This window comes from Prevotella aff. ruminicola Tc2-24 (genome assembly GCF_900110895.1).
Lineage (GTDB): Bacteria > Bacteroidota > Bacteroidia > Bacteroidales > Bacteroidaceae > Prevotella.
On the sequence record NZ_FOIQ01000001.1, the window covers coordinates 308,036 to 333,310 of the forward strand.

The 25,275-nt window shown below is 45.2% G+C and carries 21 protein-coding genes and 4 tRNA genes; 11 read left to right on the top strand and 14 right to left on the bottom strand.

Features of this window, described 5'->3' with window-relative positions; translation table 11 throughout:
- The first annotated feature begins 2 nt into the window (after nt 1-2).
- Nucleotides 3-671, top strand: coding sequence for a M15 family metallopeptidase (locus BMY63_RS01350; RefSeq protein ID WP_091914232.1), 669 nt, complete (start codon nt 3-5; stop codon nt 669-671).
- Here the strand turns inward: BMY63_RS01350 and BMY63_RS01355 are convergent, their stop codons facing one another.
- The 5 genes from BMY63_RS01355 to BMY63_RS01375 all read right to left on the bottom strand — a co-directional run bounded on the left by BMY63_RS01355 (nt 672) and on the right by BMY63_RS01375 (nt 7,410).
- On the bottom strand, nt 672-1,733 hold the full coding sequence (locus BMY63_RS01355) for an NAD-dependent epimerase/dehydratase family protein (protein ID WP_091899377.1): 1,062 nt from the start codon (nt 1,731-1,733) through the stop codon (nt 672-674).
- The gene (locus BMY63_RS01360) at nt 1,730-3,715 is read right to left on the bottom strand and encodes a polysaccharide biosynthesis protein (protein WP_091914234.1); all 1,986 of its coding nucleotides are present in this window, start codon (nt 3,713-3,715) and stop codon (nt 1,730-1,732) included. The genes BMY63_RS01355 and BMY63_RS01360 overlap by 4 nt, the downstream gene beginning before the upstream one ends.
- Nucleotides 3,716-4,273: 558 nt before the next feature.
- Nucleotides 4,274-5,608 carry a tRNA lysidine(34) synthetase TilS gene (gene tilS, locus BMY63_RS01365; RefSeq protein ID WP_091914236.1) on the bottom strand — a complete coding sequence of 445 codons (1,335 nt, stop codon included), beginning with the start codon at nt 5,606-5,608 and terminating at the stop codon, nt 4,274-4,276.
- Entirely contained in the window at nt 5,598-6,779 is a 1,182-nt protein-coding gene (locus BMY63_RS01370) for a class I SAM-dependent rRNA methyltransferase (protein WP_091914238.1), read from the bottom strand. The genes tilS and BMY63_RS01370 overlap by 11 nt, the downstream gene beginning before the upstream one ends.
- Nucleotides 6,757-7,410 carry a 3'-5' exonuclease gene (locus BMY63_RS01375; protein ID WP_091914240.1) on the bottom strand — a complete coding sequence of 218 codons (654 nt, stop codon included), beginning with the start codon at nt 7,408-7,410 and terminating at the stop codon, nt 6,757-6,759. Before BMY63_RS01375 ends, BMY63_RS01370 begins: the two co-directional genes overlap by 23 nt.
- 95 nt (nt 7,411-7,505) lie before the next feature.
- Here BMY63_RS01375 and BMY63_RS01380 point away from each other — a divergent pair, with 95 nt between their 5' ends.
- The 7 genes from BMY63_RS01380 (at nt 7,506) to BMY63_RS01410 (ending at nt 12,566) form a co-directional block, all read left to right on the top strand.
- On the top strand, nt 7,506-9,992 hold the full coding sequence (locus BMY63_RS01380) for an FtsK/SpoIIIE family DNA translocase (RefSeq protein WP_091899382.1): 2,487 nt from the start codon (nt 7,506-7,508) through the stop codon (nt 9,990-9,992).
- 21 nt (nt 9,993-10,013) lie between these two features.
- Nucleotides 10,014-10,610: an outer membrane lipoprotein periplasmic chaperone LolA1 gene (locus BMY63_RS01385; RefSeq protein WP_091899914.1), complete on the top strand. Its 597-nt coding sequence runs from the start codon at nt 10,014-10,016 to the stop codon at nt 10,608-10,610.
- Between the two features lie 24 nt (nt 10,611-10,634).
- Nucleotides 10,635-12,116: a DUF5687 family protein gene (locus BMY63_RS01390; protein ID WP_091914242.1), complete on the top strand. Its 1,482-nt coding sequence runs from the start codon at nt 10,635-10,637 to the stop codon at nt 12,114-12,116.
- Between the two features lie 78 nt (nt 12,117-12,194).
- A tRNA-Lys gene (locus BMY63_RS01395) sits at nt 12,195-12,267 on the top strand.
- A 39-nt stretch (nt 12,268-12,306) separates the two neighbouring features.
- Nucleotides 12,307-12,379 (top strand) — tRNA-Lys (locus tag BMY63_RS01400).
- A gap of 14 nt (nt 12,380-12,393) precedes the next feature.
- Nucleotides 12,394-12,466 (top strand) — tRNA-Thr (locus BMY63_RS01405).
- Between the two features lie 29 nt (nt 12,467-12,495).
- A tRNA-Gly gene (locus tag BMY63_RS01410) sits at nt 12,496-12,566 on the top strand.
- Here BMY63_RS01410 and BMY63_RS01415 read toward each other — a convergent pair.
- Nucleotides 12,567-13,475: a glucosaminidase domain-containing protein gene (locus tag BMY63_RS01415; RefSeq protein WP_091899384.1), complete on the bottom strand. Its 909-nt coding sequence runs from the start codon at nt 13,473-13,475 to the stop codon at nt 12,567-12,569.
- Nucleotides 13,476-13,550: 75 nt separating this feature from the next.
- Between BMY63_RS01415 and BMY63_RS01420 the strand changes: the two genes are divergently transcribed.
- Nucleotides 13,551-14,024, top strand: coding sequence for a cytidine deaminase (locus tag BMY63_RS01420; RefSeq protein WP_091914244.1), 474 nt, complete (start codon nt 13,551-13,553; stop codon nt 14,022-14,024).
- Here BMY63_RS01420 and BMY63_RS01425 read toward each other — a convergent pair.
- From BMY63_RS01425 to BMY63_RS01460, 8 genes are all read right to left on the bottom strand, one after another.
- Nucleotides 14,021-15,358, bottom strand: coding sequence for a right-handed parallel beta-helix repeat-containing protein (locus tag BMY63_RS01425; protein ID WP_143065685.1), 1,338 nt, complete (start codon nt 15,356-15,358; stop codon nt 14,021-14,023). The two genes, BMY63_RS01420 and BMY63_RS01425, sit on opposite strands and share 4 nt — an antisense overlap.
- A gap of 40 nt (nt 15,359-15,398) precedes the next feature.
- Nucleotides 15,399-15,956 (bottom strand): NADH peroxidase, encoded by a 558-nt coding sequence (locus BMY63_RS01430; protein ID WP_091899387.1) that lies wholly within the window; start codon nt 15,954-15,956, stop codon nt 15,399-15,401.
- 148 nt (nt 15,957-16,104) lie between these two features.
- Nucleotides 16,105-17,469 (bottom strand): histidine--tRNA ligase, encoded by a 1,365-nt coding sequence (hisS, locus tag BMY63_RS01435; protein ID WP_091899388.1) that lies wholly within the window; start codon nt 17,467-17,469, stop codon nt 16,105-16,107.
- Nucleotides 17,469-18,740, bottom strand: coding sequence for an adenylosuccinate synthase (locus tag BMY63_RS01440; RefSeq protein WP_091899389.1), 1,272 nt, complete (start codon nt 18,738-18,740; stop codon nt 17,469-17,471). The genes hisS and BMY63_RS01440 overlap by 1 nt, the downstream gene beginning before the upstream one ends.
- Before the next feature lie 5 nt (nt 18,741-18,745).
- Nucleotides 18,746-19,240, bottom strand: coding sequence for a Fur family transcriptional regulator (locus tag BMY63_RS01445; protein ID WP_091899390.1), 495 nt, complete (start codon nt 19,238-19,240; stop codon nt 18,746-18,748).
- Between the two features lie 59 nt (nt 19,241-19,299).
- Entirely contained in the window at nt 19,300-19,914 is a 615-nt protein-coding gene (locus tag BMY63_RS01450) for a DNA alkylation repair protein (RefSeq protein WP_371113565.1), read from the bottom strand.
- Nucleotides 19,915-19,922: 8 nt separating this feature from the next.
- Nucleotides 19,923-21,872 carry a dipeptidyl-peptidase 3 family protein gene (locus BMY63_RS01455; RefSeq protein ID WP_091914251.1) on the bottom strand — a complete coding sequence of 650 codons (1,950 nt, stop codon included), beginning with the start codon at nt 21,870-21,872 and terminating at the stop codon, nt 19,923-19,925.
- A 15-nt stretch (nt 21,873-21,887) separates the two neighbouring features.
- Nucleotides 21,888-22,346 carry a helix-turn-helix domain-containing protein gene (locus BMY63_RS01460; protein WP_091899393.1) on the bottom strand — a complete coding sequence of 153 codons (459 nt, stop codon included), beginning with the start codon at nt 22,344-22,346 and terminating at the stop codon, nt 21,888-21,890.
- Between the two features lie 126 nt (nt 22,347-22,472).
- Between BMY63_RS01460 and recQ the strand changes: the two genes are divergently transcribed.
- On the top strand, nt 22,473-24,293 hold the full coding sequence (gene recQ, locus BMY63_RS01465; protein WP_091914252.1) for a DNA helicase RecQ: 1,821 nt from the start codon (nt 22,473-22,475) through the stop codon (nt 24,291-24,293).
- Between the two features lie 147 nt (nt 24,294-24,440).
- A complete protein-coding gene (locus tag BMY63_RS01470) occupies nt 24,441-25,271 on the top strand; it encodes a glycogen/starch synthase (RefSeq protein WP_091899395.1) in 831 nt (276 codons plus the stop codon).
- Nucleotides 25,272-25,275 lie beyond the last annotated feature (4 nt).

Here is a 25,275-nt window from a genome sequence, read left to right on the forward strand (position 1 = left end):
CAATGACACTTATTAAACTTTTAATCATCCTGTCCTGGCTCTCCTGGCATTCTCCTGTGCAGAGCCAGGACATTTCTGATGGTTTTTCCGTACAGGCGATACCCGATAGCATCTGGCAACATATGCAGGGAAAGAGTTATCGTCCTAATCCTCATATTGGTCGTGCCGATCTGCGATACTTGAGAGTGCGTCATTACGACTATGATGGTAAAACCCACGATGGAGAGATCATATGCAACCGGCTCATCGCTGACAAAGTCCTGAAAATCTTCCAGGAGCTATATATTCACCACTACCCGATTCAACGAATCCGATTGACCGATGACTATGACGGTGATGACGAACGTCAGATGCGTGACAACAACACCAGTTGTTTCAACTACCGTACGGTGTCAGGCTCACAGAAATTGTCGTACCACGCTCGCGGTCTCGCCATCGACATCAACCCTCTCTATAATCCTTTTATACGAAAGAGAAAAGACGGCAGTATAGAAGTCCAACCTGTGACAGCCAGACCGTATGTGAAACGGAACAGCCCTCATCCTTACATCATTCTGAAGGGTGATCTCTGCTACAGGTTATTCATCAAGTATGGTTTCGCATGGGGTGGCGACTGGAAGTCGTCCAAAGACTACCAGCACTTTGAATACAATAAGAAAATCTTGCCTTAGCTATTCTTTGCAGTAAAAATCATAATACCATTCGGCAAATTTTCGTAGACCGACGCGAAGAGGTGTTTTCGGTTTGAAAGCGAAATCCCGCTCTAATCCATGGGTATCGGCGAACGTCACCGGGACATCCCCTGGCTGCATGGGTACTAATGCCTGATGACTTCTGAAATCAAAGTTCTCGGGTAACACCTTGGCCCGTATCAACTCTTGTTGCAGTGTATCCACGAAAACCAACAGATTTATGGGTGTGCTATTTCCGATATTATATACGACAAACGGCGGTAATTGAGAACCGTCCTCCTCGGAATGTCTCTCCGGAGCACCATGTATGACACGGACAACCCCCTCCACGATGTCATCAACATAAGTGAAGTCACGGGCACAATGGCCATAGTTGAAGATCTGAATCGTATCACCTTTCACAAGTCTGTTCGTAAAACTGAAATACGCCATATCGGGACGACCTTCAGGACCATAAACCGTAAAGAAACGCAGACCTGTGGTTGGGATGTCATACAATACAGAATAAGCATGAGCCATCAACTCGTTAGACTTCTTTATTGCAGCATATAAACTAACAGGGAAATCAGAGCGATCATCTGGTGAATAAGGTACTTTCTTGTTTGAACCATAGACGCTTGATGATGACGCAAAGACCAGATGCTCTACTGGCCAGTGGCGGCAAGCCTCCAGGATATTATAAAACCCAATCAGGTTCGATTGTATGAAAGTATCTGGATTCGTGATGGAGTACCGCACTCCTGCTTGTGCTGCGAGATTCACCACAATCTGAGGACGATATGACTCGAAGATGCTATTGACGGTCGTTTTATCAGCGATATCCCCCTTAATAAACACCCACGACTGATGTTGAGCAGTAGCGACCTTCTCAATCTCAGCCAGCCGGTGTTCTTTCAGACGAACATCGTAATAGTCGTTCAGATTGTCAATACCGATAATGGTTATTTCTTTCTCGTCATGGAAGAGACGTCTTACAAGGAAACTGCCAATAAACCCTGCAGCTCCCGTCACCAATATCACCTTTTTAGTTAAGATAATCATGAGATATTCACGACCTTGGCTTCATCAAGCTGTTCATAGATCGAATTGTTCGACTTATATTCTGGAACAATCTCTTTCATCTTCTTGACCGTTGCCATATTGTCGTATTGCTCCGCAATAGCGATCAACTCGTCGACCTCACGTCGTACCTCGGCATAGTCACGCTCACGCACCTCAGCGATACGGATCTTCTCGTGGAATGTTGGTTTCGTGTTTTCCATATCATCGAGCACCTCCTCGTACAGCTTTTCACCTGGGCGAAGACCCGTATATTCGATTTTTACGTTCTTGGCACCCGACAATCGAATCATACGCTGTGCAAGATCGGCGATGCGTACCGGTTTACCCATGTCAAACACGAAAATTTCTCCGCCACAACCCTTCGTGCCAGCCTCAAGCACTAGTTTACAGGCCTCAGGAATGAGCATGAAGAAACGGATGATATCTTTATGTGTCACAGTCACCGGTCCACCGTTACGTATCTGTTCACGGAACAAAGGGATAACCGAGCCGTTGGAACCCAACACATTACCGAAACGTGTGGTGACGAACTGCGTCACGGGATGTTCCACACCTGCGGTCACCTTAGGTAGTCCATTCAAGCCAAAACGACTCATTTTGATAGCACGATCCAGACTCTGCACGTATATCTCACAGATACGCTTCGAACAACCCATCACGTTCGTCGGGTTTACAGCTTTGTCTGTAGACACCATCACAAATTTCTTCACTCCATATTTCACGCTCAGGTCGGCAATCACCTTCGTGCCATAGATGTTGTTATGCACGGCCTCACTGGGGTTGTCCTCCATCATCGGTACATGCTTATACGCTGCGGCATGGAATACGTAGTCGGGTCTGAACTCATCGAAGATCTTCTCCATCCTGGACTGGTTGCAGATGGATGTTACCACCGTCTCCGCATCGATGTCAGGAAAATCCTTGGACATCATCAGTCGGATATCATGTTCCGGCGTCTCCGCCTGGTCAACTAACAGCATGGCAGCAGGATTGAACAGAGCCACCTGTCTGACCATCTCCGAGCCAATGCTTCCTGCCGAACCCGTGATCAGTACACGTCGCCCTTTCAGCAGTTCGCCAACCGACTTCATGTCGACGTTGATCTCTGCACGTGGCAGCAGATCCTCCACACTCACCTCGGTCATCTGGAATACCGCCTTCTCGTTCTCGTCGCCGGTCCATTCCTGTGCCGTGGTAGCCATGTATATCTTCACACCCGCACTGATCAGCATATCTTGTAGTCCCTGCTGGTTACGGAAATCTTGCGCCCGAACCGGTGAGACGATGATTCCCTCAATACCTTCTTTACGGATGATACTCATCAGGTTATCATCAAGCGTGTAAACCTTCTCACCCATCAATTGGTTGTGTCTCAGACTTGGGTTGTGTGTGATGAAACCTTTCACTATAAACCGTACTGGATGCTGGTCGCGGATATTCTTCGCCAATCCGACACCACCAGACATGGCTCCATAAATCAGTACGCGCTTACCGCGCTTTGACGAGGCAATCACATCGAACATCGTTTTCACCAAGATACGAATAGCCCACATCAAAAGGGTGGCTATTATGAACATCGTAACTAAGTGGCGCGAGTGAAGCGGTATAAGCAGCGACGTTGTTATATTTACCTCTAATAAGATATAGTGAACTAATAACGACAGACCCAGCGATAAGATGTTCGCATATGCCACACGTCTGAGGTCAACAAAAGAAGTAAATCGGATGACACCCGTATAGGTATGGAAAAGTCTAACACCAAAAACACTCAGCATTAGATATATCATCAAGGTCGCAATCAGCGGCCAGAAATGACGACTGACACACTCTCCACTCTCAAAAATCCAAAAGGCAGCGATGCCAGATACCAGTAGAGTCAGACCGTCAATAATAAATATACACCAATATGGCAGCGCATTACGGCTGAAATACCAGTTAAACAGTTTATAGAATAACCCCATAGTTTGTTTCTGTTTTCAGGTACATGAACACACGTTAGTTCATTTTTCGGGAGCAAAGATAGGGTAAATCATGTAAATTTCCAAATTATTTCACGTCTTTTTGCAATCAGTCAAAGGTATCCTCTATGAAATTACATATTTTTTGATGGGTTTTTGAAATGTCAGCGTTTTTTTACTTTGGCTTTGTTGTTACTATGCACTCGGAAATGAAAAGAAAACAATTTTTTCTTTTGCATTTCTCTGGCATTTTCTTTATTCTATATGTTTTTCATGGATTGTATTATTTAATTGTTTCATCGATGAATTTACCAAATTAACACATTTTATAGTGATTTGTTCTTTATCAAACTTCGTTGATGAATGTGATTTTGGTTGTCAAACCAGTGTTTTCGCCCTACCCCCTTCTTTAGGTTAAAGAGATAATCTCCATGAGTGAAAGGGATGGCACTTACGACTCATGGAGATAGGGTCTTATAGGGTATAGGGATTATCTCTTTCACTCGTAAGTCCTATCTCCATGACTCATAGAGCCTATCTCTTTGAATGAAAGATGGCCGGTTATTTGAGCGTGATGCGTAAGACTGATGTTGTCTGTTCTGTGACCCGATATCGATTGTCTGTTCGCTGTCCTACAAGCCATATAATCTGATCATGGCAATCGGTTACCACAAGCTGACGTCGTTTTTCAAAGAGCGTGCATTTCCGGTCGGTCAGATAGTCGCTGACAAGCTTATGACCATCCATGCCGAATGGTACGAAAACATCACCGGTGCAGACTGGACGTACCGTTAACGGGAATTGAACCTTTTCTGCATCTAATGTTGCACAATCCGCTGATTTGGAGATTGATATATCGTTGGATATTTCTACATTAAAATGTATATCTTCCTTATATACATAATGCCCATGCTCTGGCAATTTCATCGCTTTCATCGGTGCGCCTAAAGGCTCCACGGCCACGACGTCTCTGTCGACCAATAAGATGTGCGTAGAACTTCTAAACTCCTTACCAGACTGTCCTCCAAGGCATGTATACGTCTGTTGTATCTGTGTGGAGTTAAAGCCGAATGGACTCAGCCACTCATGCAGAAAAGCCAGTGGTGATGGCAGTTCTGTCAATCGTACGAGCGACACCGTCTGTGTTTCCGGCGTCTTGTCGTTCGTCACAAGCTCCTCCAATTGTTCACGAATAGCCTGATTGTAGATTTTCTCTGCCTCTTGAAGATATCCCGTTGTTTTATCGATATTCTCAATGGCTTTAGGATTCATGTCGTTCAGAAGAGGAATAACATGATGGCGGATCTTGTTTCTTAACACGTCGTCCGTCAGATTTGTAGAGTCTACGACATACTCCTGTCCGATGGAATGGAGGTAGTCTTCTATTTCCTGCCGACTCAGGCATAGCAAAGGACGGACAACCAGACCGTTTTGGGGGCGAATGCCGGTCAGTCCATGAATACCGCTCCCTCTCAGCAGATTCATTAATAAAGTCTCTACCGCATCATCCCGATGATGGGCAACACATACAGACGCAGCACCGATATCCTGACAAAGTTGACTAAAATAACGATAGCGCAGGTCTCTGGCCGCCATCTCAATACTTACTTGATGTAATGATGCGTATTCTTCTGTGTCGAAGTGAATTAAATGAAGAGGAATATTGTTCTTCTCACAGAGTTCTTTTACAAATAACTCATCTCTGTTGCTCTCCTCGCCTCGTAAATGGAAATTACAATGTGCAGCCTCAATCCGATAGCCCAACTCAGATAATATATGCAACAGAGCCACACTGTCGGCACCACCACTAAGGGCGACAATATGAAGACTGTCGCGAGAAAGAAGCTGATGCTTCCCGATGAAATCAGATACTTTGTTTTTTACATTACTCCACATACAGCACCAGTCCCTTCAGGTATTCTCCTTCTGGGTGATAGATATTGATGGGATGATCGGCAGGCTGATGAAGCTGATGAAGAATACGCACTTTACGGCCAGCTTGAGCGGCAGCCGTAAACACCGCATTGCGGAAATGATCCTTCGAGACAACCTGTGAACAGCTGAACGTAAAGAGGATACCGCCTGACTGAATCTTCTGGAAGGCCTTCATGTTCAGACGGGTATAACCTTTCAGAGCATTATGGAGCGCCCCTCTGTGCTTAGCGAAGGCCGGTGGGTCGAGAATAATCAGATCGTACTGGTCGCCTGCTTGTTCCAGATACTTAAACGCGTCCTCGCAAAAAGCCTGATGACGTTGATCGCCGGGAAAGTTTAATTGCACGTTACGGTTGGTCAGTTCGATAGCCTTAGCACTACTGTCGACGGAATGAACCAGTTTGGCACCGCCACGCATAGCGTAAAAAGAGAAGCCACCAGTATAACAGAACATGTTTAGAACTCTCTTCCCTTTTGCAAAGCGCTCCAGCAATGATCTGTTCTCACGTTGATCAACGAAGAAACCGGTCTTCTGACCACGCAGCCAGTCGACATAAAACATCAAACCATTCTCTATCGCGGTGTTATCATCGGAACCACCATAGATAAAACCGTTCTCCTGACCGAGGTCGGCCTTATACGGTAAGGTGGTCTCACTCTTATAATAGACATTCTCCAGTCGGGAGTCCATCACCTTCATCAACTGCTCCGCAATATCAATGCGACAGACATGCATGCCCACACTATGAGCCTGCATTACCGCAGTCTTACCATACACATCAATGACCAGTCCTGGTAGCATGTCGCCCTCTCCATGAACCAGTCGGTAGGTGTTGTTGTTCGGATTATCGGCGATACCGATGGCCTGGCGCATCTTCAGCGCCGAAGCCAGTCGTGATGCCCAGAAATCAGCATCGATGGCCACATCACGAAACGAGAGTACCCTGACGGCAATAGAACCGATCTGAAAGTGCCCGATAGCGATAAAATCACCGTTGGCGGTCAGCACACGCACTACTTCACCCTCTTCTATACCATCGTCAGCACGCTGGATGGCACCAGAGAACACCCACGGATGGAATCGCAGTAGACTGTCCTCTTTGCCTCTTTTAAGATATACTTGTTTCATCATTCTGTTTGTTTTCTTCAGGAACAGTTACCAGTTCATAATCACCGGTCTCCATTAGATTCTGTACCTCTCGGTAGATCCTCACACAAGCCCACGCATCAATAGCGGCATAGGCTTTCTGACTATCTTTCAATACATCGCGCTCCCAGTTTGATAGACGGTCGCTCTTGCTGATGCGCTCACCGAAGAGGTTGGCATAGATCTTCACCAGACTCTGATCCTCGATGCCGAGTTTTCTCACGAGATCCTGAAGATCAATAAATGACCCCGACTTGAAGTCACCCAATTCGTGCAGAGAGAGCATGTCGTTACTCCATGCCAGTCCTACTTTCGTCACCGTGGTATCTTCCAACAGACGTACCACGGCCGGGGCCATCCCCATGTGATTCAGACGGAACAGAAAACAACTGTCGGCGGTGGCTACTTGAAGCAGGGAGCATTTGAAACGTCGTCCTTTCGTGAATGCCGGACGTGTCTCTGTGTCGAAGCCTAAGACAGGTTGTGTTAACAGATAGTCTACACAACGCTCTGCCTCCTCTGAGGTCAGCACGACGTAGATACGTCCGGGAAAGGTGACTCTCGGTAAATCAACGATAGCCTTCTTATCAATCTTATTATATATTAACTTTTTCATTTCTTGGTGCAAAATTACAAAAAAAACCTCATTTTATGGTGAAATCTAAGTTTTTTCAGCTACTTTTGCATCAAAATAGAGAAAAAGAACTTCGTATGGCTAAGAAAAGGAAAGAAAAAAGGTCCCAAAGCGGTTCCGGTATCTCCGGCATCTTGGGATTCAATCATATATTCCACAACGAAAAGCTGAATTTCTGCCTTGGCTTACTGCTGTTTGGTCTGGCAATCTATCTGACGCTCGCCTTTATTTCCTATTTCTCTACAGGTGCGGCCGATCAGAGCATGATTGAGGACCCCAAGGAAGGAGAGGTGCTCAACGCCCATCAGGAGTTCAGTAATACCTGTGGTAGCCTTGGATCATATGCTGCATGGTATTTTATCAAGCGTTGCTTTGGTCTGCCAGCCTTTATCGTACCCCTCTTCTTGCTATTATTGGGCATTCACCTTATGAAGGCATACCGTGTGAACCTTCTGAAATGGTTTTTGGCCCTGATGATTCTGATGATCTGGGCATCTGTCACCTTTGCCAAGTTCCTGGCTCCATTCTTTGAAGATGCCAGTTTTAGTCCGGGCGGCGATCACGGACTGTATATCTGTCAGTATACGGAGAATCTCGTCGGTGCTCCAGGTCTGACAGCCATCCTGGCGCTGACAGCCATTGCCTTTCTGACTTATCTGAGTGCAGAGACCATCCTCGTGATTCGTAAATTACTGAATCCGACGAAATTCATTAACAAGGTGAAGTTCAAGATCACAAACGACGATCCCGATGAGCCCCAGGAATCGTATGAGCAACAGATGGATATGGAAGAGGATCCTGAGGTGTTTGATGACCCTGCCGAGCAGGTGGTGGAGTTCAGAAAAGACGGAAAGGCCGTCGTATTAGATGATGGCTACAAGGCCGCAGCTGAGAGTGTGGGACTGTCTAATCATGCTGAGACTACTCAAGAAATCGACAGATTACAGAGGCATGATGATGTGGAGTTTGGTGTTGAGGTAGCCAAGGGCGACGAGACTGCTGATACGAAATCTGCTCTTACGGCCATTGAGGATTTGGAACCCTACGATCCCAAACGCGACCTGGAGAACTATCGGTATCCGACCCTTGATCTGCTGAAGAAATACGACAACGACGGCAAACCCTATATCGATATGGCCGAGCAGACGGCTAATAAGAACCGTATCGTGGAAGTACTGCAGACGTTCGGTGTTGAGATAAGTAGTATCAAGGCAACTGTTGGTCCAACCATCACACTCTACGAGATTACGCTGGCACCAGGTGTACGTATTTCCAAGATCCGTTCATTGGAAGATGATATCGCTTTGAGTCTGTCGGCTCTCGGTATCCGTATCATTGCCCCTATTCCTGGCAAGGGAACCGTGGGTATAGAAGTACCGAATGCCAAGCCATCGATTGTATCTATGGAGTCTATCCTCAACTCGAAGAAATTCCAGGAGACACAGATGGAACTGCCATGTGCGCTGGGAAAGACGATCACCAACGAGGTCTTTATGTTCGATCTGGCCAAGGCCCCTCACCTGCTTGTGGCCGGTGCCACTGGTCAGGGAAAGTCGGTCGGTCTGAATGCCATTGTCACCTCCTTATTATATAAGAAACATCCGGCGGAACTGAAGATTGTGCTTGTAGACCCGAAGAAAGTCGAGTTCTCAATCTATAATCCGCTCATCAATCACTTCCTTGCGAAGGTTCCTGACGAGGATGCGGATCCTATCATCACAGACGTGACGAAGGTGGTTCGTACGCTGAATTCTCTCTGTAAGTTGATGGATACCCGTTATGACCTTCTGAAAGAGGTGGGCGCCAGAAACATCAAGGAGTATAATAAGAAGTTCATTGACCGTAGGATTCCGCCTCGCGGCGGTCATGGCTACATGCCATACGTCGTTGTGATCATTGACGAGTTCGGCGATCTGATTATGACAGCCGGTAAGGAGATCGAGTTACCTATCGCCCGTATCGCCCAGTTGGCGCGTGCCGTTGGTATCCATATGGTTATTGCTACCCAGCGCCCGACGACGACGATTATCACGGGTAATATCAAGGCGAACTTCCCTGCTCGAATCGCCTTTAAGGTGAGTGCGGGTATCGACTCTAAGACCATCCTCGACCGTACAGGTGCCCAACAGCTTATCGGACGAGGTGACTTGTTGGCACTTGTTGGAGGGGCAGAACCCGTACGTGTACAATGTGCTTTTGTCGATACCCCAGAGGTCGAGCGTATCAATGATTTCATCTCCTCACAGCAGAGCTATGGTACGGCCTTCGAACTACCAGAGCCTGATACGCCAGAGGTCGATTTTGGTGAGGGCGGTGGCGCTGAAGTGGACATGATGCATCTTGACCCACTCTTTGAGGATGCTGCTCGTCTGATTGTACTCAACCAAAGTGGTTCGACCTCGTTGATCCAGCGGAAATTCGCCATCGGCTATAATCGTGCCGGTCGTCTCATGGATCAGTTGGAGAAGGCTGGTGTGGTTGGAGCCGCCATGGGTTCAAAACCACGTGAGGTGATGATACAAGACGAGGTGAGTCTTAACAACCTCCTCAGTAATATGAGATAATACAGTTTATAATAAATGAATATGAAAAAGATTTGTTTTCTGATAACGACAGCTCTCCTCTGTGCTACTGCATCGGCCCAGACCGCTAGGACGGTGCTCGATAAGGCCGCAGCCGCCATTACTGCGAAAGAGGGTGTAAAGGCTAATTTCAGGACGTCTGGTAGCTATGGGAATACGAGTGGTACCATTGCCATCAAAGGACAGAAGTTTCATGCCACCACCCCACAGGCTACCATCTGGTTCGACGGCAAGACACAATGGACGTATATGAAGAATAACGATGAGGTAAACGTCAGTACCCCGACGGAAGCACAATTGCAGGCCATCAACCCCTACAACTTTATCAATCTGTACAAAAAAGGTTACGAGAGTACCCTTAATAAGACAGGCAAGGATTATGTGGTTCATCTAACAGCCACCTCGAAGGAGCGAAAGATCAAAGAGCTCTTCATCACTATTGATAAGAAAACCTACCATCCGACACAGGTAAAACTGCTTCAAGGCAAGAAATGGAGCATCTTCGACATCTCTGACCTGAAGAAACAGAGAATTCCCGATTCACAGTTCCGTTTTAACGCTAAGGATTTCCCGACAGCAGAGGTTATCGACTTGAGATAATTGAGTATTATTAAGATTTAGATAATGAACAGATTCCAACTATACCGGTTGCTCCGGAAGAATATTAATATCAGTTACAAGCGTAGTCCTATTTTTGAGCAGAACAAATGGGCCAAGGTTCTGACCTATTTCGGAGGCGCAGTATTTGTGCTCTATTTAATCATGATCGGTTCTATTATTGCCATGGAAGCCAAAGGCGAGGCTGGCAGAATGATTTCGTACATGCCGATCATCCTTGCCGTAGATTTCTATCTGCGACTCATCTTCCAGACAACACCCAGTATGATGGTCAAGCCCTATATCCTACAACCCATCTCACGATATACGGCTATCGAGTGTTTCTTGGTATCATCGCATGTTAGCGGCTATAATTTCCTATGGCTGGCGATGTTCATCCCCTACTCCGTCATTCTGTTCTTTGCGGGAGCAGGCTTCGGGGCAATCTTGCTCGAGTTTATCGCCTCAATCCTGCTCATTATTTTAAACAGTCAGATATATCTGTTCTTCCGCACCCTTATCAACCGTAAGGTATATTGGTTCTTGGGTGTTGTACTGTTATATGCCATTCCTTTCGCACCTCTTCTGTTTAGTCGAAAAGGCAATTCCTTCAGATCACTGCTTGATACGTATACAGAACTGGCAGGAGAATGGTATGTCATTCCCGTTATCTTGATACTCCTCATCCTCTTATTCGCAATAAACAGGCATTTCCAATTCAAATATGTCTATGAAGAGATCTCCAAGAAGAGTGAGAAGGCCCTAAAACACGTATCCCAGTTCTCGTATCTCAACCGATTCGGTCTTGTGGGTGAGTATCTGAAGATTGAGATGAAGTCAAATATGCGGAATAAAACGATGAAAAGTCGTTGTATCTCAAGTCTCGCAGTTGTGACCGTATTCAGTTTTCTTATCACATACACGGGTTTATACAACGATACGGTATCACGAAACTACTGGTGTATGTATTGTTTTGCTATTTACAGCGCAATAACTCTCGTTAAGATCATGGGACAGGAAGGTAACTATATAGACCTACTGATGACACACAAGGAGAATATCATCACTTTGCTGGAGGCCAAATACTGGTTTTATAGTGCGGTGCTGGGCATTCCCTTCCTGATTATGATGCCGGCTCTATTCTCTGGGAAATACACCTTGCTTATGCTGTTGGCATATATGTTCACCACGGCCGGTCTGGTTCATTTTATCATCTTCCAATTGGCTGTATATAACAAACAAACATTACCTCTTCAGACCAAGCTGACTAGTAAAGGTAATATCGAAAACGGTATCCAGCTTGTTATAGAAACGGCAGCCCTGCTTTGCCCTGGTGTCATTGCAGCTGTGGGTGGGTTGTTAATCGGCATGACTTGGACTTACGTGTTCATGATCGTTCTGGGATTAGGATTTATCCTGACCCATCCCATATGGATAAGAAACATCTATAAACGTATGATGGCGCGTAGATACGAGAACTTAGAAGGCTTTCATGCAACTAGACAATAATTTTTCAGAAAGAAAATTACGAAAAAGTTTGGTAGTATCAAAAAAAGTGCGTACCTTTGCACCCGCAAAACAAACGATGCACCCGTAGCTCAGTTGGTAGAGCACCTGACTCTTAATCAGGGTGTCCAGGGTTCGAGCCCCTGCGGGTGTACAAAAGGAGGGAACGACCTCCTTTCTTTTTGAAAAACATGCGCTTGTAGCTCAGTTGGTAGAGCACCTGACTCTTAATCAGGGTGTCCAGGGTTCGACCCCCTGCAGGCGTACTAGACAAAAGGTTGCCGATATGGCTCAGTTGGTAGAGCAACGCATTCGTAATGCGTAGGTCCCCGGTTCGAGTCCGGGTATCGGCTCAGAAATAGAATCAGGAAACTTACTTTATGCGGAATTAGCACATCGGTAGTGCACGGGCTTCCCAAGCCTGGGAGGCGGGTTCGATTCCCGTATTCCGCTCTATCTTACTCTCAATCTTTCGCCTACCCTGATTTGATGTTCTGGCGACAGATGATTCATCTTATACAGACTCTTTAAACGGATACCATACGCTTGTGCGATGGAATACATCGATTCGCCCTCACGTACTTCGTGGATACGTCCTTTATATTCCTTCGGGGCTTTCTTTTGTTTCTTCTTTAACCAGATGACCTCTCCCTCCTCGAGACGATCTTTCCGATGGCGCTCATTATAGCCGGCAATCTTCCGATAGCTGATACCGACCTCCTCGCCTATAGACTTGAAAGTATCGCCCCGTCGTGCAATAAGGTAGTAGTTCTTATTGAAAATCTTAATAGGATGCAGATCCATTCCACCTACGTGTGGTTCCTTGGCACGGTCACTCATAAAGCGATCGTAGTCTTTCGCCGTATCATACTGGTAGAGCTTATACAACTGGATAATCTCTATCAGTTTCTGTGCATACTGCGGATTGGTAGCATAACCGGCGGCCTTCAGCCCTTTTGCCCACCCCTTGTAGTCGGTGGTCCCCAAAGAGAACAGCGAGCGATACCGGGCACTGCCTGCTAAGAAACGCGAATGATCGGTGTACGACTCATAAGCTGAGTTATATGCCCGGAAACATTCATTCCGCTCATCGTCATCATGATAGGTGGTACGACCAGTCCACCCCTTGCACTTGATACCAAAGTGATTGTTTCCTTTGCGGGCCAACTCACTTTTACCGGCTCCGCTCTCCAAAAGACCTTGCGCGAGGGTGATAGATGCCGGAATATGCCATTGCCGCATCTGCTCAATCGCAATATCTTTATATTGATCTATATACTGCTGATATGCCTGATTCCATCGTATCTGAGCTTGTGCGCCCAACGACAGTACCATCGCTATCATGATAAATATCTTTCTCATGTCCGTATTTTATTGTTGCAAAAGTAATGATTTCTCTCGAATTATTCGTATATTTGCAGAAAAATATCAGCAGCGATGGAATCAATAGAACTAAAATCCGTAATCATGGCATGCCACTTGGAAGAACTAACCACAGAGGAACAGCATCTCGTAGAACTTGCCATTGAAGCTACTAATCGCAGTTATGCCCCCTATTCTCGTTTTTGTGTCGGAGCAGCTGTCAGATTAGCGAACGGTGTGGAAGTGGTTGGCTGTAATCAGGAAAATGTCGCCTATCCATCGGGACTCTGTGCCGAGCGAACAGCCTTATTCTCCGCTGGTGCCCAGTACCCTGATACGCCTGTCGAGATGTTGGCTATCGCTGCCAAGGGGACTGACGGAGAGTTGCAATATGAGCCCATTGCTCCATGCGGAAGTTGTCGCCAGGTGATCATCGAGGCAGAGACACGGGCCAAGCATCCCATTCGTATTCTGCTATACGGCAAAAAGTGTATCTATGTTATTGATGGCATAGAAAAGCTCATGCCGCTTACTTTTTCGGAATTCTAATAGCGACCAAGTCCACTTGCCGTTGAAAGTGAGTCGAGGTGGAAATCGTAATACAGATTCTCCTCGTCAATCACCCGGAAATGTTTCTTCCCTTCAATTTCATCATGAGGGTTCTCCCAGATAATCTTTCTAAAATGTAAGGAATCGTCTATTACCGGCGATCGGAGCAGACAATCCTGGAATAGATAGTTCAAGATGGCTTCATCACTTCCATGCTCGCCAATCATCACATCATCCTCATAACCGGTCAGGATTGAGCCTTGGCAGGAAAGGTGTATGAGAGGATAATCTGTATCTCCCTGATGGTTGGAAAAGCGAAGTGCAGCACCACGACTAGCAGAAAACGGGTAGAACTGTGCCAGAGTACAGTTGCTGATATCAACCAATCCACCGATCACCGATATACAATCTCCGCCAGTGTTTGTAATCTGACAGTGATCCAGACTGACATGCGCGTTGGTTGTTGATAAGCCACTTGCCTGACAGTTGTGTATGATACAATCCTTCATCTCCAAGCGATAGAGCGACGTATCAATGGTGGCAGGATCGCAAATGATGCCATAGGTTGGATTTCGTATTTCCGTACATCGCAGATGGTTTTCTGTTGATGAAGCATGTAAGTGTATGCCATTCCACTGACCACTAACACGATCGTATGGCAGATATGGAAACATACGATCAAGTCGATCACCCCTGAATACGCAGTTTTCTGCCTTTATCTGCCCATAAACATCTATACCAGATCCATCATGAAAGAATAATGTCGTATTTCTGACGGTTAATCTGGCGCCAGTTTCCACACGAAGATCACCATATACAACCACAGGGCGATCGGATTCTATAACTGAATCGGTTGTGATTACAGGAGAGTAGAGCTTGATGGCATCCCAAGCCCATGCCTGTAGGCATACTTTCTGCTCCACCCCACTCTCCAAGAGAAATAATAGTTCGTCCTCGATTAATACTGGTTTACGTTGAGTTGTCTCCGGTGCCGTCAATTCGACAAACACCAGCACACTATCCTTACGACGTATCTCCACATCTTGTGTCTGAGAACCATTGGAGTTGTCAAGATAGATACCATCCACATTCACTCGATAACCTGACTGATTTCCACGCCTCAAACGGACGCTTTCTATGCGGACTCCATCGTTATGAGGGTTATATACCCAGAACGAATAAGTCGATGAAGGCGTACGACTAAAGACTGTATCGAGATGTAATGTGTCTGTCGAGAAACGAAGGTGTAAGGATGAATCGGTGCTGAACGAGTCATCATCCGCACATGCCAAAAGTAGTAAAGTAACTACAAGAAAACAAAAAATCCGTTTCATCGTATTGACAAAACGGATTATCTGTCGATTTATTGTACTTTTATGCCTTGAAATAACGTTTCAACAGACCTGCGAAACCGGCACCATGACGAGCCTCGTCTTTTGCCATCTCATGAACAGTGTCGTGGATAGCGTCAAAACCAGCGGCCTTCGCGTTTTTGGCAATACGGAACTTGTCTTCACATGCACCAGCCTCTGCTGCAGCACGCTTCTCCAGATTAGTCTTGGTGTCCCATACACATTCTCCGAGTAGTTCGGCAAAACGACTTGCATGATCTGCCTCTTCGAAGGCGTAACGCTTGAAAGCCTCTGCAATCTCAGGATACCCCTCGCGATCGGCCTGACGAGCCATGGCCAGATACATTCCGACCTCACTGCATTCACCGTTGAAATGGTTACGCAGATCATCGATCATTTCCTGACTAACGCCCTCTGGCTTACCATCACCTATTTTATGAACAGTCGCATATGTCATCTCTGCATCTTCCTTGAGTTCGGAGAACTTAGAAGCAGGCGCTTTACAGATTGGGCACTTCTCAGGAGCAGCGTCGCCTTCATAGATATATCCACAAACGGCGCAAATAAACTTCTTTTTCATAATCGTATTTGTTTTTAGTTTATTAATTGTATTTCTATATGGTCAAAATAGCTTCGTTTGCAAATATACGTAGAAAAAACAAATCCCACAAGTTTTTTGTGGGATTTCGTTTCAATTTATACTCTGTCTAACGTTTCAACATCTTGCCTTAATCTTTTACGAGTTTTATAATTTCCTCACCAGAAAGGAGTTGTTGTTCACCGGTCGACATATTCTTTAAAGTGAATTTGCCTTCAGCCATCTCGTTCTCACCTGCGAGGGCAACAAACGGAATTTGTTTGGCATTAGCATACGACATCTGTTTCTTCATCTTCGTTGAATCGGGGAAAATCTCTGTGCGGATACCCGCCTCACGAGCTTTTGCTACAATGGGCAGACAATAGGCCGTTTCTTTCTCACCGAAATTGATGAAGAGCAATTGCGTGCCGTCAGTGGCATCCTTAGGATAGCAGTCAAGAGCATTGAGCACGTCGAAGATACGATCGACACCAAAACTGATGCCTACGCCAGAAATGCCCGGCATGCCAAAGATACCAGTAAGGTTATCGTAACGACCTCCACCTGTGATTGAACCAATCTGAACATCCAGGGCCTTTACCTCGAAGATAGCACCTGTATAATAGTTAAGGCCACGAGCTAACGTGAGATCAAGTTGAATCTCATTCTTCAACCCAAGTGTTTTCAGGGTGTCAAGAATGAAACGAGTCTCTTCTACTCCCTTTAGTCCCGTCTCACTAGACGCCAAAACTTCAGCAATCACATTCAACTTCTCCTCGTTCGTCCCTTCTAATGAGATGATAGGCTGAAGTTTACTGATCTGTTCCTCGTTAAGTCCGTCTTCGCGAAGTTCGGCATTTACATTATCAAGCCCGATTTTATCGAGCTTATCGATAGCGACGGTGATATCCACAATTTTATCAGCAGCGCCAATGACTTCGGCAATACCGGTCAGGATCTTTCGGTTATTAATCTTGATCTGTACCCGGACACCAAAACGTGAGAACACCGTGTCAACAATCTGCATCAGTTCCACCTCGTTTAACAATGAGTCGGAACCGACAATGTCGCCATCAAACTGCCAGAACTCACGATAACGTCCCTTCTGGGGGCGATCCGCACGCCATACGGGCTGCATCTGATAACGTTTGAACGGCAGTTGCAACTCTTCTCGATGCATCACCACATAACGTGCAAAAGGAACGGTCAGGTCATAGCGGAGACCTTTCTCACATAGCTTGGCTGCCAAATGTAGACTGTTACGTTCTTGCAGTTCTTCGTTGGTAACCTTGCTGAGAAAATCGCCAGAATTCAGCACTTTGAAAAGCAGTTTGTCTCCTTCTTCTCCGTACTTTCCCATCAGTGTTTGCAATGTTTCCATGGCCGGTGTCTCTATCTGCTGAAAGCCATAGAGTTGATACACCTGTTTGATGGTGTCGAAGATATAGTTGCGCTTTGCCATCTCCATTGGAGAGAAGTCGCGCGTTCCTTTGGGTATACTCGGTTTCTGTGCCATTATTTTCTAACGATTGTCTGGTCGCGATCAGGACCTATAGAAATAATTTTAATCGGCGTCTCTAACTCTTTCTCCAAGAAAGAGATATAATCGCTGAACTCTTTCGGGAACTGATCCTCAGAAGTAAACTTCGTCATATCTGTCTTCCATCCGGGGAGTTCCTTGTATACAGGTTCGATGCCTTCCTCTATATTGTAGGGGAAATAATCGATTTCAACGCCATTCTGCTTATATGCCACACAGGCCTTGATGGTGTCAAAACCGTCGAGCACGTCACTCTTCATCATGATCAACTGTGTCACACCATTTACCATGATAGAGTATTTCAGAGCAACGAGGTCTATCCAGCCGCAACGGCGCTCACGGCCAGTCACGGCTCCATACTCATGACCAAGGTCACGAATCTTTTTCCCCGTCTCATCGAATAATTCTGTAGGGAATGGTCCTGCACCTACTCGTGTGCAATAAGCTTTCATGATACCATAGACATCACCGATCTTATTAGGACCAATACCTAGACCGGTACATGCACCTGCACAGATTGTATTCGAAGAAGTAACAAAAGGATAGCTGCCGAAATCGACGTCGAGCATCGTTCCTTGTGCACCCTCGCACAGCACACTCTTGCCACTTTTCAGGATATTGTTGATTTCGTGTTCTGAGTCGACGATGGGGAACTGACGAAGATACTCGACACCTTCGAGCCATTTCTTTTCGACCTCCGTGATATCATACTCGAAGTTCAGCGATTTCAGAATAGCTTCATGACGTGCCTTAGCCTTAGCATATTTCTCTTCAAAATTCTCAATGATATCACCTACGCGCAGGCCGTTACGAGAAATCTTGTCGGTATAAGTCGGACCAATACCTTTTCCTGTTGTACCCACCTTATCCTTGCCTTTCTGTGCCTCATAGGCCGCATCAAGGACACGATGCGTTGGCATGATCAAGTGAGCCTTCTTGGAGATATGCAGACGGGCATGCAGATTGTGACCGCTAGCCTCAAGCGCCTTGGCCTCTTCCATAAAGAGATCCGGAGCCAGTACAACACCATTACCGATGATATTCACCTTTCCTCCCTGAAAGATTCCTGACGGGATGGAGCGCAGTACATATTTCTGTCCCTCAAATTCCAACGTATGACCAGCGTTAGGACCGCCCTGAAAACGGGCAACCACATCGTACTTCGGGGTCAGCACGTCGACCACTTTACCTTTTCCTTCGTCGCCCCACTGCAACCCGAGCAGGACATCAACTTTTCCTTTGTTCATAACTATTATTGTTCTGTTTTAACTCTTTTCACCTTCTCCAGTTTCTTTCGTCTGGTGATTTTCGACTGACAGGTACTGCATACACCATACACATAAAGAGTGAAGCCGTCTTTTCTGAAACGGCGCAGATGCATATTATCGACAGCCTGGATGATCTCAGGCGACTTTACCTCTGTTACTTTTCCACACATGGTACATATTTGATGACAGTGACTATTATTATCATAGCATGCCTCATACTTTGTGGTTCCCTGGAAACGGTGCCGGATGACCAGACGCAGTTCCAAGAATAAATTCAATGTATTGTAAAGTGTAGCCCTACTTACTGGGAAGTTCAATTCCGACGAAAGTTTCTCATTCAACTCTTCCAGTGTGAAATGTCCATTCATGCTGTATATGGCTTTCAGTATGGTGTAACGCTCAGGTGTCTTGCGATGATTATTCATCTCAAGATAGTTATCCAGAATACGCTCCACCGCCGTCAACACACTTTCTTTCATCTGAATTCTCGAAAACCGCACAAAGGTACTACTTTTTAATCAGATAAAAAAGAGTTAATTTATAAAAAATCTAAATTGATTGTTTTAAGTGCGCTTTTTGTTAGTCGTTCGTAGACCAGTCCTAAACTTGCGAATCTTTGAAGACACGACCATGCGGCTTTTTTTACGGGAATACTATCGCCTTGCAAAGCTGCCAATGCCTGGTCGATAAACTCATTGATACCGCGCTCATTTGGTTCTTGCCCATTCATAAATAGACGAGATAAAATGTGGAAGCCACATAATTGAAAGAGTTCCTTGCCTGATGCCATCCAAGTATATGCTTTTTCAGGTGCACAAGGCAGATACTGATACAGATTAAAGGCCGCTTGCTCTGCAATTTCCAGGGTGTCGGTCTGTTCCATCCAAATGTCTACCACCTCTGGCAGCATCTGTTCTGCTGGCATCACCATCGTAGCCAGAATCTTACACTCACGGACATTCTCCTTCCATAAAGCAATCGCCAAGTCGTAATTCTTCCCCAGCCCGTCTGCCATCTCTTTCAGTCTAGGTATCGTCGCCCCCCAATTGAGTTTATATGTCACCCCCTTGTCGCGCATAGATTTAGAGACCATCCCGTCCATCATTTGGCGGAATGATTGCTTGATTTCTTTTACCTGATTATTAACATCCATTACAATTATCAGATTAGAGTCCCATATTCCGAGCTATAGCGTAGCATCTGATGTGCATAGCTCTCTCCATAATTCAGTTGGATATCAGTAATACAACCGTTGTTGTCATATACGGGAAGCATCATCGGATTAATGAAACCTTTATATGGAGCTAAATCCAGGCGTTTATATCTTTCCAACACTTCCTCATGGAGTATAGGATCGACCTTTACAGCATATTTTTCAACCAACTGTCGGGCCGCCTCATAATCTCCTTCGCTCTTGATACGTTGAACCTCTGCTAACAAACGAGCGATAAGGGCACGTAACTCTTCATAATCTGTGATTTCAACGTATGTTTTACCTTTATGTTTGACCAACTTGACCGCATGCCCATTTTCGAGACACCAATGAGCAATGAGCGCTCGATTACGCATATGCGCTTCCTCAATATGGTTTCCTGGGTTAATACGGATGAGTTGGGTCATTAAGCCGTTCATCATGTAAGTGTAATACTGTGACTTATAGGCCTCACTATCAGGAAGAAGTCCCAACTCGATGAGTTTTTTATCGGCAATATAATAAAGTCCAAAGAGATCAGCGCGTGCTTCCTCAATGGTGTTCCCATAGGCCTTCAGCGCATCTGGGTCAACCCCAGCAAGCAACTGTCCACTTCCATGACCAAGGCATTCGTGCAGATCAGTATGCAAATCATCGCAGATGTCACCATACTTATCAATCAACTGGAGAGTATCTTTATCGATAACAAACTCCTCTTTAAAACCGTTACCACGCGATGCCTTGTTGTAAGCCTCCGTTATATTACTGATCGTAATGCTTTTGCTTCCATATTCGGCCCTGATCCAATCGGCATTTGGCAGATTGATGCCAATGGCCGTAGAAGGATATTCGTCGCCTCCCAACATTGCTGCGCATATCACGTTGGCAGAAACGCCCTTAACTACCGGCTTACGAAAACGCGGGTCAACAGGAGAATGGTCTTCAAACCACTGTGCATGGCGACTGATAGTCTGTGTACGCTGCGTGGCTTCTTCGTCAATATATTCCACCAATCCTTCCCAAGAGCCTTTCAGACCTAACGGATCACCATAAACCTCGATGAAACCGTTGATAAAATCAACGACGGAATCGTGCTCTTTTAGCCATTCAATGCAATATTCATTGAATATGCTAAGATCTCCTGATTCATAGTATTTTATAAGCAAAGAAATTACCTTTTTCTGTTGGTTGTTCTCTGCTACATCCCGTGCTTTTCCCAACCAATATATGATATGCTGAATGGCATTGGCATATTTACCACTAGCGCACCATACCTGTTCCTGCAATATGCCATTTTCTTTCACCAAAGTGGAATTAAGACCATAAGAAATAGGTGCATTAGTATCAGCATGCTGTATCTTCATATCAGCATAGAACTGCTCTGCTTCTTCTTGAGTAACCCCATCATAAAAATGACATGCCGATGTTAATAGTAAATCTTCGCCATCTGCCTTATTGACTCGTTTTGGCAACACTGAATCGTCAAAAATAACAGGAAAGAGCTCATCACACAGGTTGGCAACTGTCTCCCCTTCTTTCAAAGGCAGTTTTCTCGAATCAACTTTCACTAATGCAGCACGTAGAAACTCTGGAGAAAAACCAGGCTTAAATTTCTCACAGCCATAATGATGATGAATTCCGCTTGAGAACCAAATCCGTTTCAAGTAGACTTCCAACGCCTTGAATTCTTCAGATTCATGCGAAGTTGTTTTATCAACATAGATAACCTCCAACATCTTTCTGATGCGGAGGTTATATTTTCCAAACTGATCAAATGTTATATCTCGTCCGGACAGGGCCGCCTTGGCTAGATAATATACTAACTCCTTCTGCTGGAGCGTTAACTTCTCAAACCCGTTCAAACGATATCTTAGCAGTTGCAAATCCGCAAACCGCTCATCACGATATTCAAAATCCACTAAATCCTCTCCTCCTTATGCTTTAGTTTTGCGAGGCCGTTTTGCCTTCATCGCAGGATGCTGCTTCAGATGCTGAAGGCGATATTCACGGGGAGTAATGCCAACAACCCGGTAAAACGATGCATAGAAAGACTGGCGGTTAGCAAAACCAACCATATCACTCACCTGCTCCATACGAAGATCTTGATAGCGTTTGTCAACAAGAATACTCATGGCCTCGTCAATACGATACTTGTTCACAAACGATGTGTAATTCATATGGAAACGAACATTGACAACTGCAGAGATGTAACGAGTGTTTGTACCCAAGTCTTCCGCAAGTTTTTTTGCAGAATAGTCCTTGTCACGGTACTTTTTCTGCATCACGATGATGTTCAGGATTTTCTCCTGCATCTCATCCATCATCTTGGGGCTGACTAGACTCCTATAGGCAGCCTCTTTTTCTTTCTTCTCAGTAATGTTATACTTTCCCATACTCCTACCGGTTATGATGATTAAGAATCATTTATTGCGCAAATATACACAAAAAAAACAAATAAGCAACTATTTTTTCCGTTTTTTTTCAAAAAAACGACTATCTTTGTAGAAAATTTCAATTTTATGGACATCTATGAGCTCCTGAAACGGTATTTTGGTTATGATTCTTTTAGACAAAACCAAGAGGTGATCATCAAACATGTCATACAAGGCGGTGATGCCCTTGTTCTAATGCCGACAGGTGGAGGAAAAAGCCTCTGTTACCAGATTCCTGCATTGGCTCTTACTGGAACAGCTATCGTGATCTCGCCGTTGATCAGTTTAATGAAAGATCAGGTGGAAGCCCTGCGTGCGAACGGGATTGAAGCAGAAGCATTGAACAGTGTGAACGATTTGACTGCGGACACCTTAATCCGTCGCCGATGCGCTGCTGGTGAAATTAAGATTCTATATATCTCTCCAGAAAAGGTGTTGTCAGAGATTGATAGACTGCTCCGTTATATCAAGATCTCACTCTTCGCCATTGACGAGGCACATTGTATCAGTCAGTGGGGACATGATTTCCGTCCGGAATACGCACAGCTGGGACAACTCCGGGATAAATTTCCCGACACGCCGGTCCTGGCTCTAACTGCAACAGCAGATAAGATAACACGACATGACATTATACAACAGCTTCGACTCAAAGACGCCCATGAATTTGTGTCAAGTTTTGATCGTCCCAATCTTACGCTCACGGTCAAACGTGGGTACAAAGCGGCAGAGAAGATGCACTTTATCCTCAACTTCATTAAAGCACGTCCAATAGATGCTGGTATCATTTATTGTCTTAGTAGAAAAACGACGGAAAAGGTTGCCGCCGACTTAAGAAAAAAAGGCATTAACGCTGCCCCCTACCACGCTGGACTCTCTCCGTCAGAAAGGAGTCAGACGCAAGAATTGTTTAAGAACGACCGATTATCAGTAGTTTGTGCGACGATTGCCTTTGGTATGGGGATTGACAAAAGCAATGTCAGATGGGTGATTCACTACAATATGCCAAAGAGTATTGAGAGTTTTTACCAGGAAATCGGAAGAGCAGGCAGAGACGGTGCACCAGCCGATACGGTGTTGTTCTATTCCTTGGCTGATATCATCCAACTGACGGAATTCGCCAAACAGAGTGGACAGCAAGATATTAACATGGACAAACTCCGGCGGATGCGGGAATATGCAGAGTCAACCGTCTGTCGTAGACGGATTCTACTCAATTATTTTGGCGAACAGACCGACCATGATTGTGGCGCCTGCGATATCTGTGAAAATCCACCGCAACGATTCGACGGAACCCGCTATGTGCAGATGGCGCTGAGTGCTATCAAACGTACAGAGGAAAATATCCGTATCGCAACTGTTATTGAGATCCTGAAAGGCATGCATTCGCCCACTATTGTCCGACATGGATTTGACCGCCTTAAGACTTTTGGGGTTGGAAGAGAAATAACGACAAATGATTGGCAAGATTATCTGTTACAGATGATGCAGATGGGCTATATTGAGATAGCTTATAATGACAAGAACAAAGTTAAGATAACAGAGATGGGTGATGATGTCCTATATGGACGAAAGACAGTACAACTCTGTGTCGTAGACCATCATGTAAACGAATCACAGAATAGACCAAAACTAAAACTGGAGATACCAACTATCACCATTCCTGGTCTACCTTCGACAACAGGAGTCGAGGATGCAAAATTATTTGAAGCCTTGCGTGTCTTGCGTATGACATGTGCTAATGAGGAAGGCTTTCCACCGTATATTGTTTTTAGCGATAAGGTCCTCCATACTTTGGCTACAATCAAGCCAACCACATTAGAGCAGTTCGGCAACGTTTCCGGAATAGGAGATTATAAAAAGCAAAAGTATGGAGCACGCTTTGTCGCACTTATTAACAGGTTCGTATAAAGTCATACCTAAACTACAATTATTTTAAGAAAAAGGGAAAAAGAAACAAAAAAAAGGCCATAAAATGTCACTTTTTGCTAAAAACATGCACAGAAAGTCTTTTTAGTGCAACTTTTTTTGTATCTTTGCAAGGTAAAATCATCCAAGATGGCAAAGAAAAAAATACTATTCATCAACCAGGAGATATCTCCTTATGTTCCAGACAACTCATTGTCGCTCATGGGCAAGGATCTGCCACAGGCTATGCAAGAACTCAATCATGAGATTCGTACATTTATGCCCAAATGGGGGACGATCAATGAACGTCGCGGACAGTTGCACGAAGTTATCCGCCTATCAGGAATGAACCTGATTATTAATGATACAGACCACCCGTTGATTATCAAAGTGGCATCAATACAATCCGCCAGGGTTCAAGTCTATTTCATAGACAATGACGATTATTTCGGAAAACGTCTGATGGAAAAAGACGAACAAGGAGAAGATTATCCTGATAATGGTGAACGAGCTATTTTTTTCGCTCGTGGTGTACTGGAGACAGTAAAAAAACTGCGTTGGGTACCAGATATCATACACTGCCAAGGATGGATGAGCGCTGTCGTACCTCTTTACGTAAAGACAGCCTACCATGACGAGCCTTCTTTCGCTAAGACAAAGGTTGTCACTTCTCTGTTTTCCAAGAGCTTAGAAAAAGATCTTGGAACAAACTTCAAGAAATGTCTTGAATTCCGTGAAGCCAAGGCAGAACTATTAAAGGGATATAACGACAACTTTGATATCAACGAATTAGTGAAGTTGGCTATTGATTATAGTGATGGTGTCGTTCAGGCAGATGAAGTTGTCAACAAGAAATTGCTTGATTACGCAAAAGGTAGAAATATACCTGTACTTGGTTACCACAGAGATTTTGCAGATGAATACGAGAAATTCTATGCGCAACTCTTCCCTGAGGAGGAGCAGACCGTAGAAGAAGATTAAACAT

Excerpts from the sequence above, each read along its gene's own strand:
- BMY63_RS01350 (WP_091914232.1), top strand. The coding sequence starts at position 3 with ATGACACTTATTAAACTTTTAATCATCCTGTCCTGGCTCTCCTGGCAT.
- BMY63_RS01355 (WP_091899377.1), bottom strand. The coding sequence starts at position 1,733 with ATGATTATCTTAACTAAAAAGGTGATATTGGTGACGGGAGCTGCAGGG.
- BMY63_RS01360 (WP_091914234.1), bottom strand. The coding sequence starts at position 3,715 with ATGGGGTTATTCTATAAACTGTTTAACTGGTATTTCAGCCGTAATGCG.
- tilS (WP_091914236.1), bottom strand. The coding sequence starts at position 5,608 with ATGTGGAGTAATGTAAAAAACAAAGTATCTGATTTCATCGGGAAGCAT.
- BMY63_RS01370 (WP_091914238.1), bottom strand. The coding sequence starts at position 6,779 with ATGATGAAACAAGTATATCTTAAAAGAGGCAAAGAGGACAGTCTACTG.
- BMY63_RS01375 (WP_091914240.1), bottom strand. The coding sequence starts at position 7,410 with ATGAAAAAGTTAATATATAATAAGATTGATAAGAAGGCTATCGTTGAT.
- BMY63_RS01380 (WP_091899382.1), top strand. The coding sequence starts at position 7,506 with ATGGCTAAGAAAAGGAAAGAAAAAAGGTCCCAAAGCGGTTCCGGTATC.
- BMY63_RS01385 (WP_091899914.1), top strand. The coding sequence starts at position 10,014 with ATGAAAAAGATTTGTTTTCTGATAACGACAGCTCTCCTCTGTGCTACT.
- BMY63_RS01390 (WP_091914242.1), top strand. The coding sequence starts at position 10,635 with ATGAACAGATTCCAACTATACCGGTTGCTCCGGAAGAATATTAATATC.
- BMY63_RS01415 (WP_091899384.1), bottom strand. The coding sequence starts at position 13,475 with ATGAGAAAGATATTTATCATGATAGCGATGGTACTGTCGTTGGGCGCA.
- BMY63_RS01420 (WP_091914244.1), top strand. The coding sequence starts at position 13,551 with ATGGAATCAATAGAACTAAAATCCGTAATCATGGCATGCCACTTGGAA.
- BMY63_RS01425 (WP_143065685.1), bottom strand. The coding sequence starts at position 15,358 with ATGAAACGGATTTTTTGTTTTCTTGTAGTTACTTTACTACTTTTGGCA.
- BMY63_RS01430 (WP_091899387.1), bottom strand. The coding sequence starts at position 15,956 with ATGAAAAAGAAGTTTATTTGCGCCGTTTGTGGATATATCTATGAAGGC.
- hisS (WP_091899388.1), bottom strand. The coding sequence starts at position 17,469 with ATGGCACAGAAACCGAGTATACCCAAAGGAACGCGCGACTTCTCTCCA.
- BMY63_RS01440 (WP_091899389.1), bottom strand. The coding sequence starts at position 18,740 with ATGAACAAAGGAAAAGTTGATGTCCTGCTCGGGTTGCAGTGGGGCGAC.
- BMY63_RS01445 (WP_091899390.1), bottom strand. The coding sequence starts at position 19,240 with ATGAAAGAAAGTGTGTTGACGGCGGTGGAGCGTATTCTGGATAACTAT.
- BMY63_RS01450 (WP_371113565.1), bottom strand. The coding sequence starts at position 19,914 with ATGGATGTTAATAATCAGGTAAAAGAAATCAAGCAATCATTCCGCCAA.
- BMY63_RS01460 (WP_091899393.1), bottom strand. The coding sequence starts at position 22,346 with ATGGGAAAGTATAACATTACTGAGAAGAAAGAAAAAGAGGCTGCCTAT.
- recQ (WP_091914252.1), top strand. The coding sequence starts at position 22,473 with ATGGACATCTATGAGCTCCTGAAACGGTATTTTGGTTATGATTCTTTT.
- BMY63_RS01470 (WP_091899395.1), top strand. The coding sequence starts at position 24,441 with ATGGCAAAGAAAAAAATACTATTCATCAACCAGGAGATATCTCCTTAT.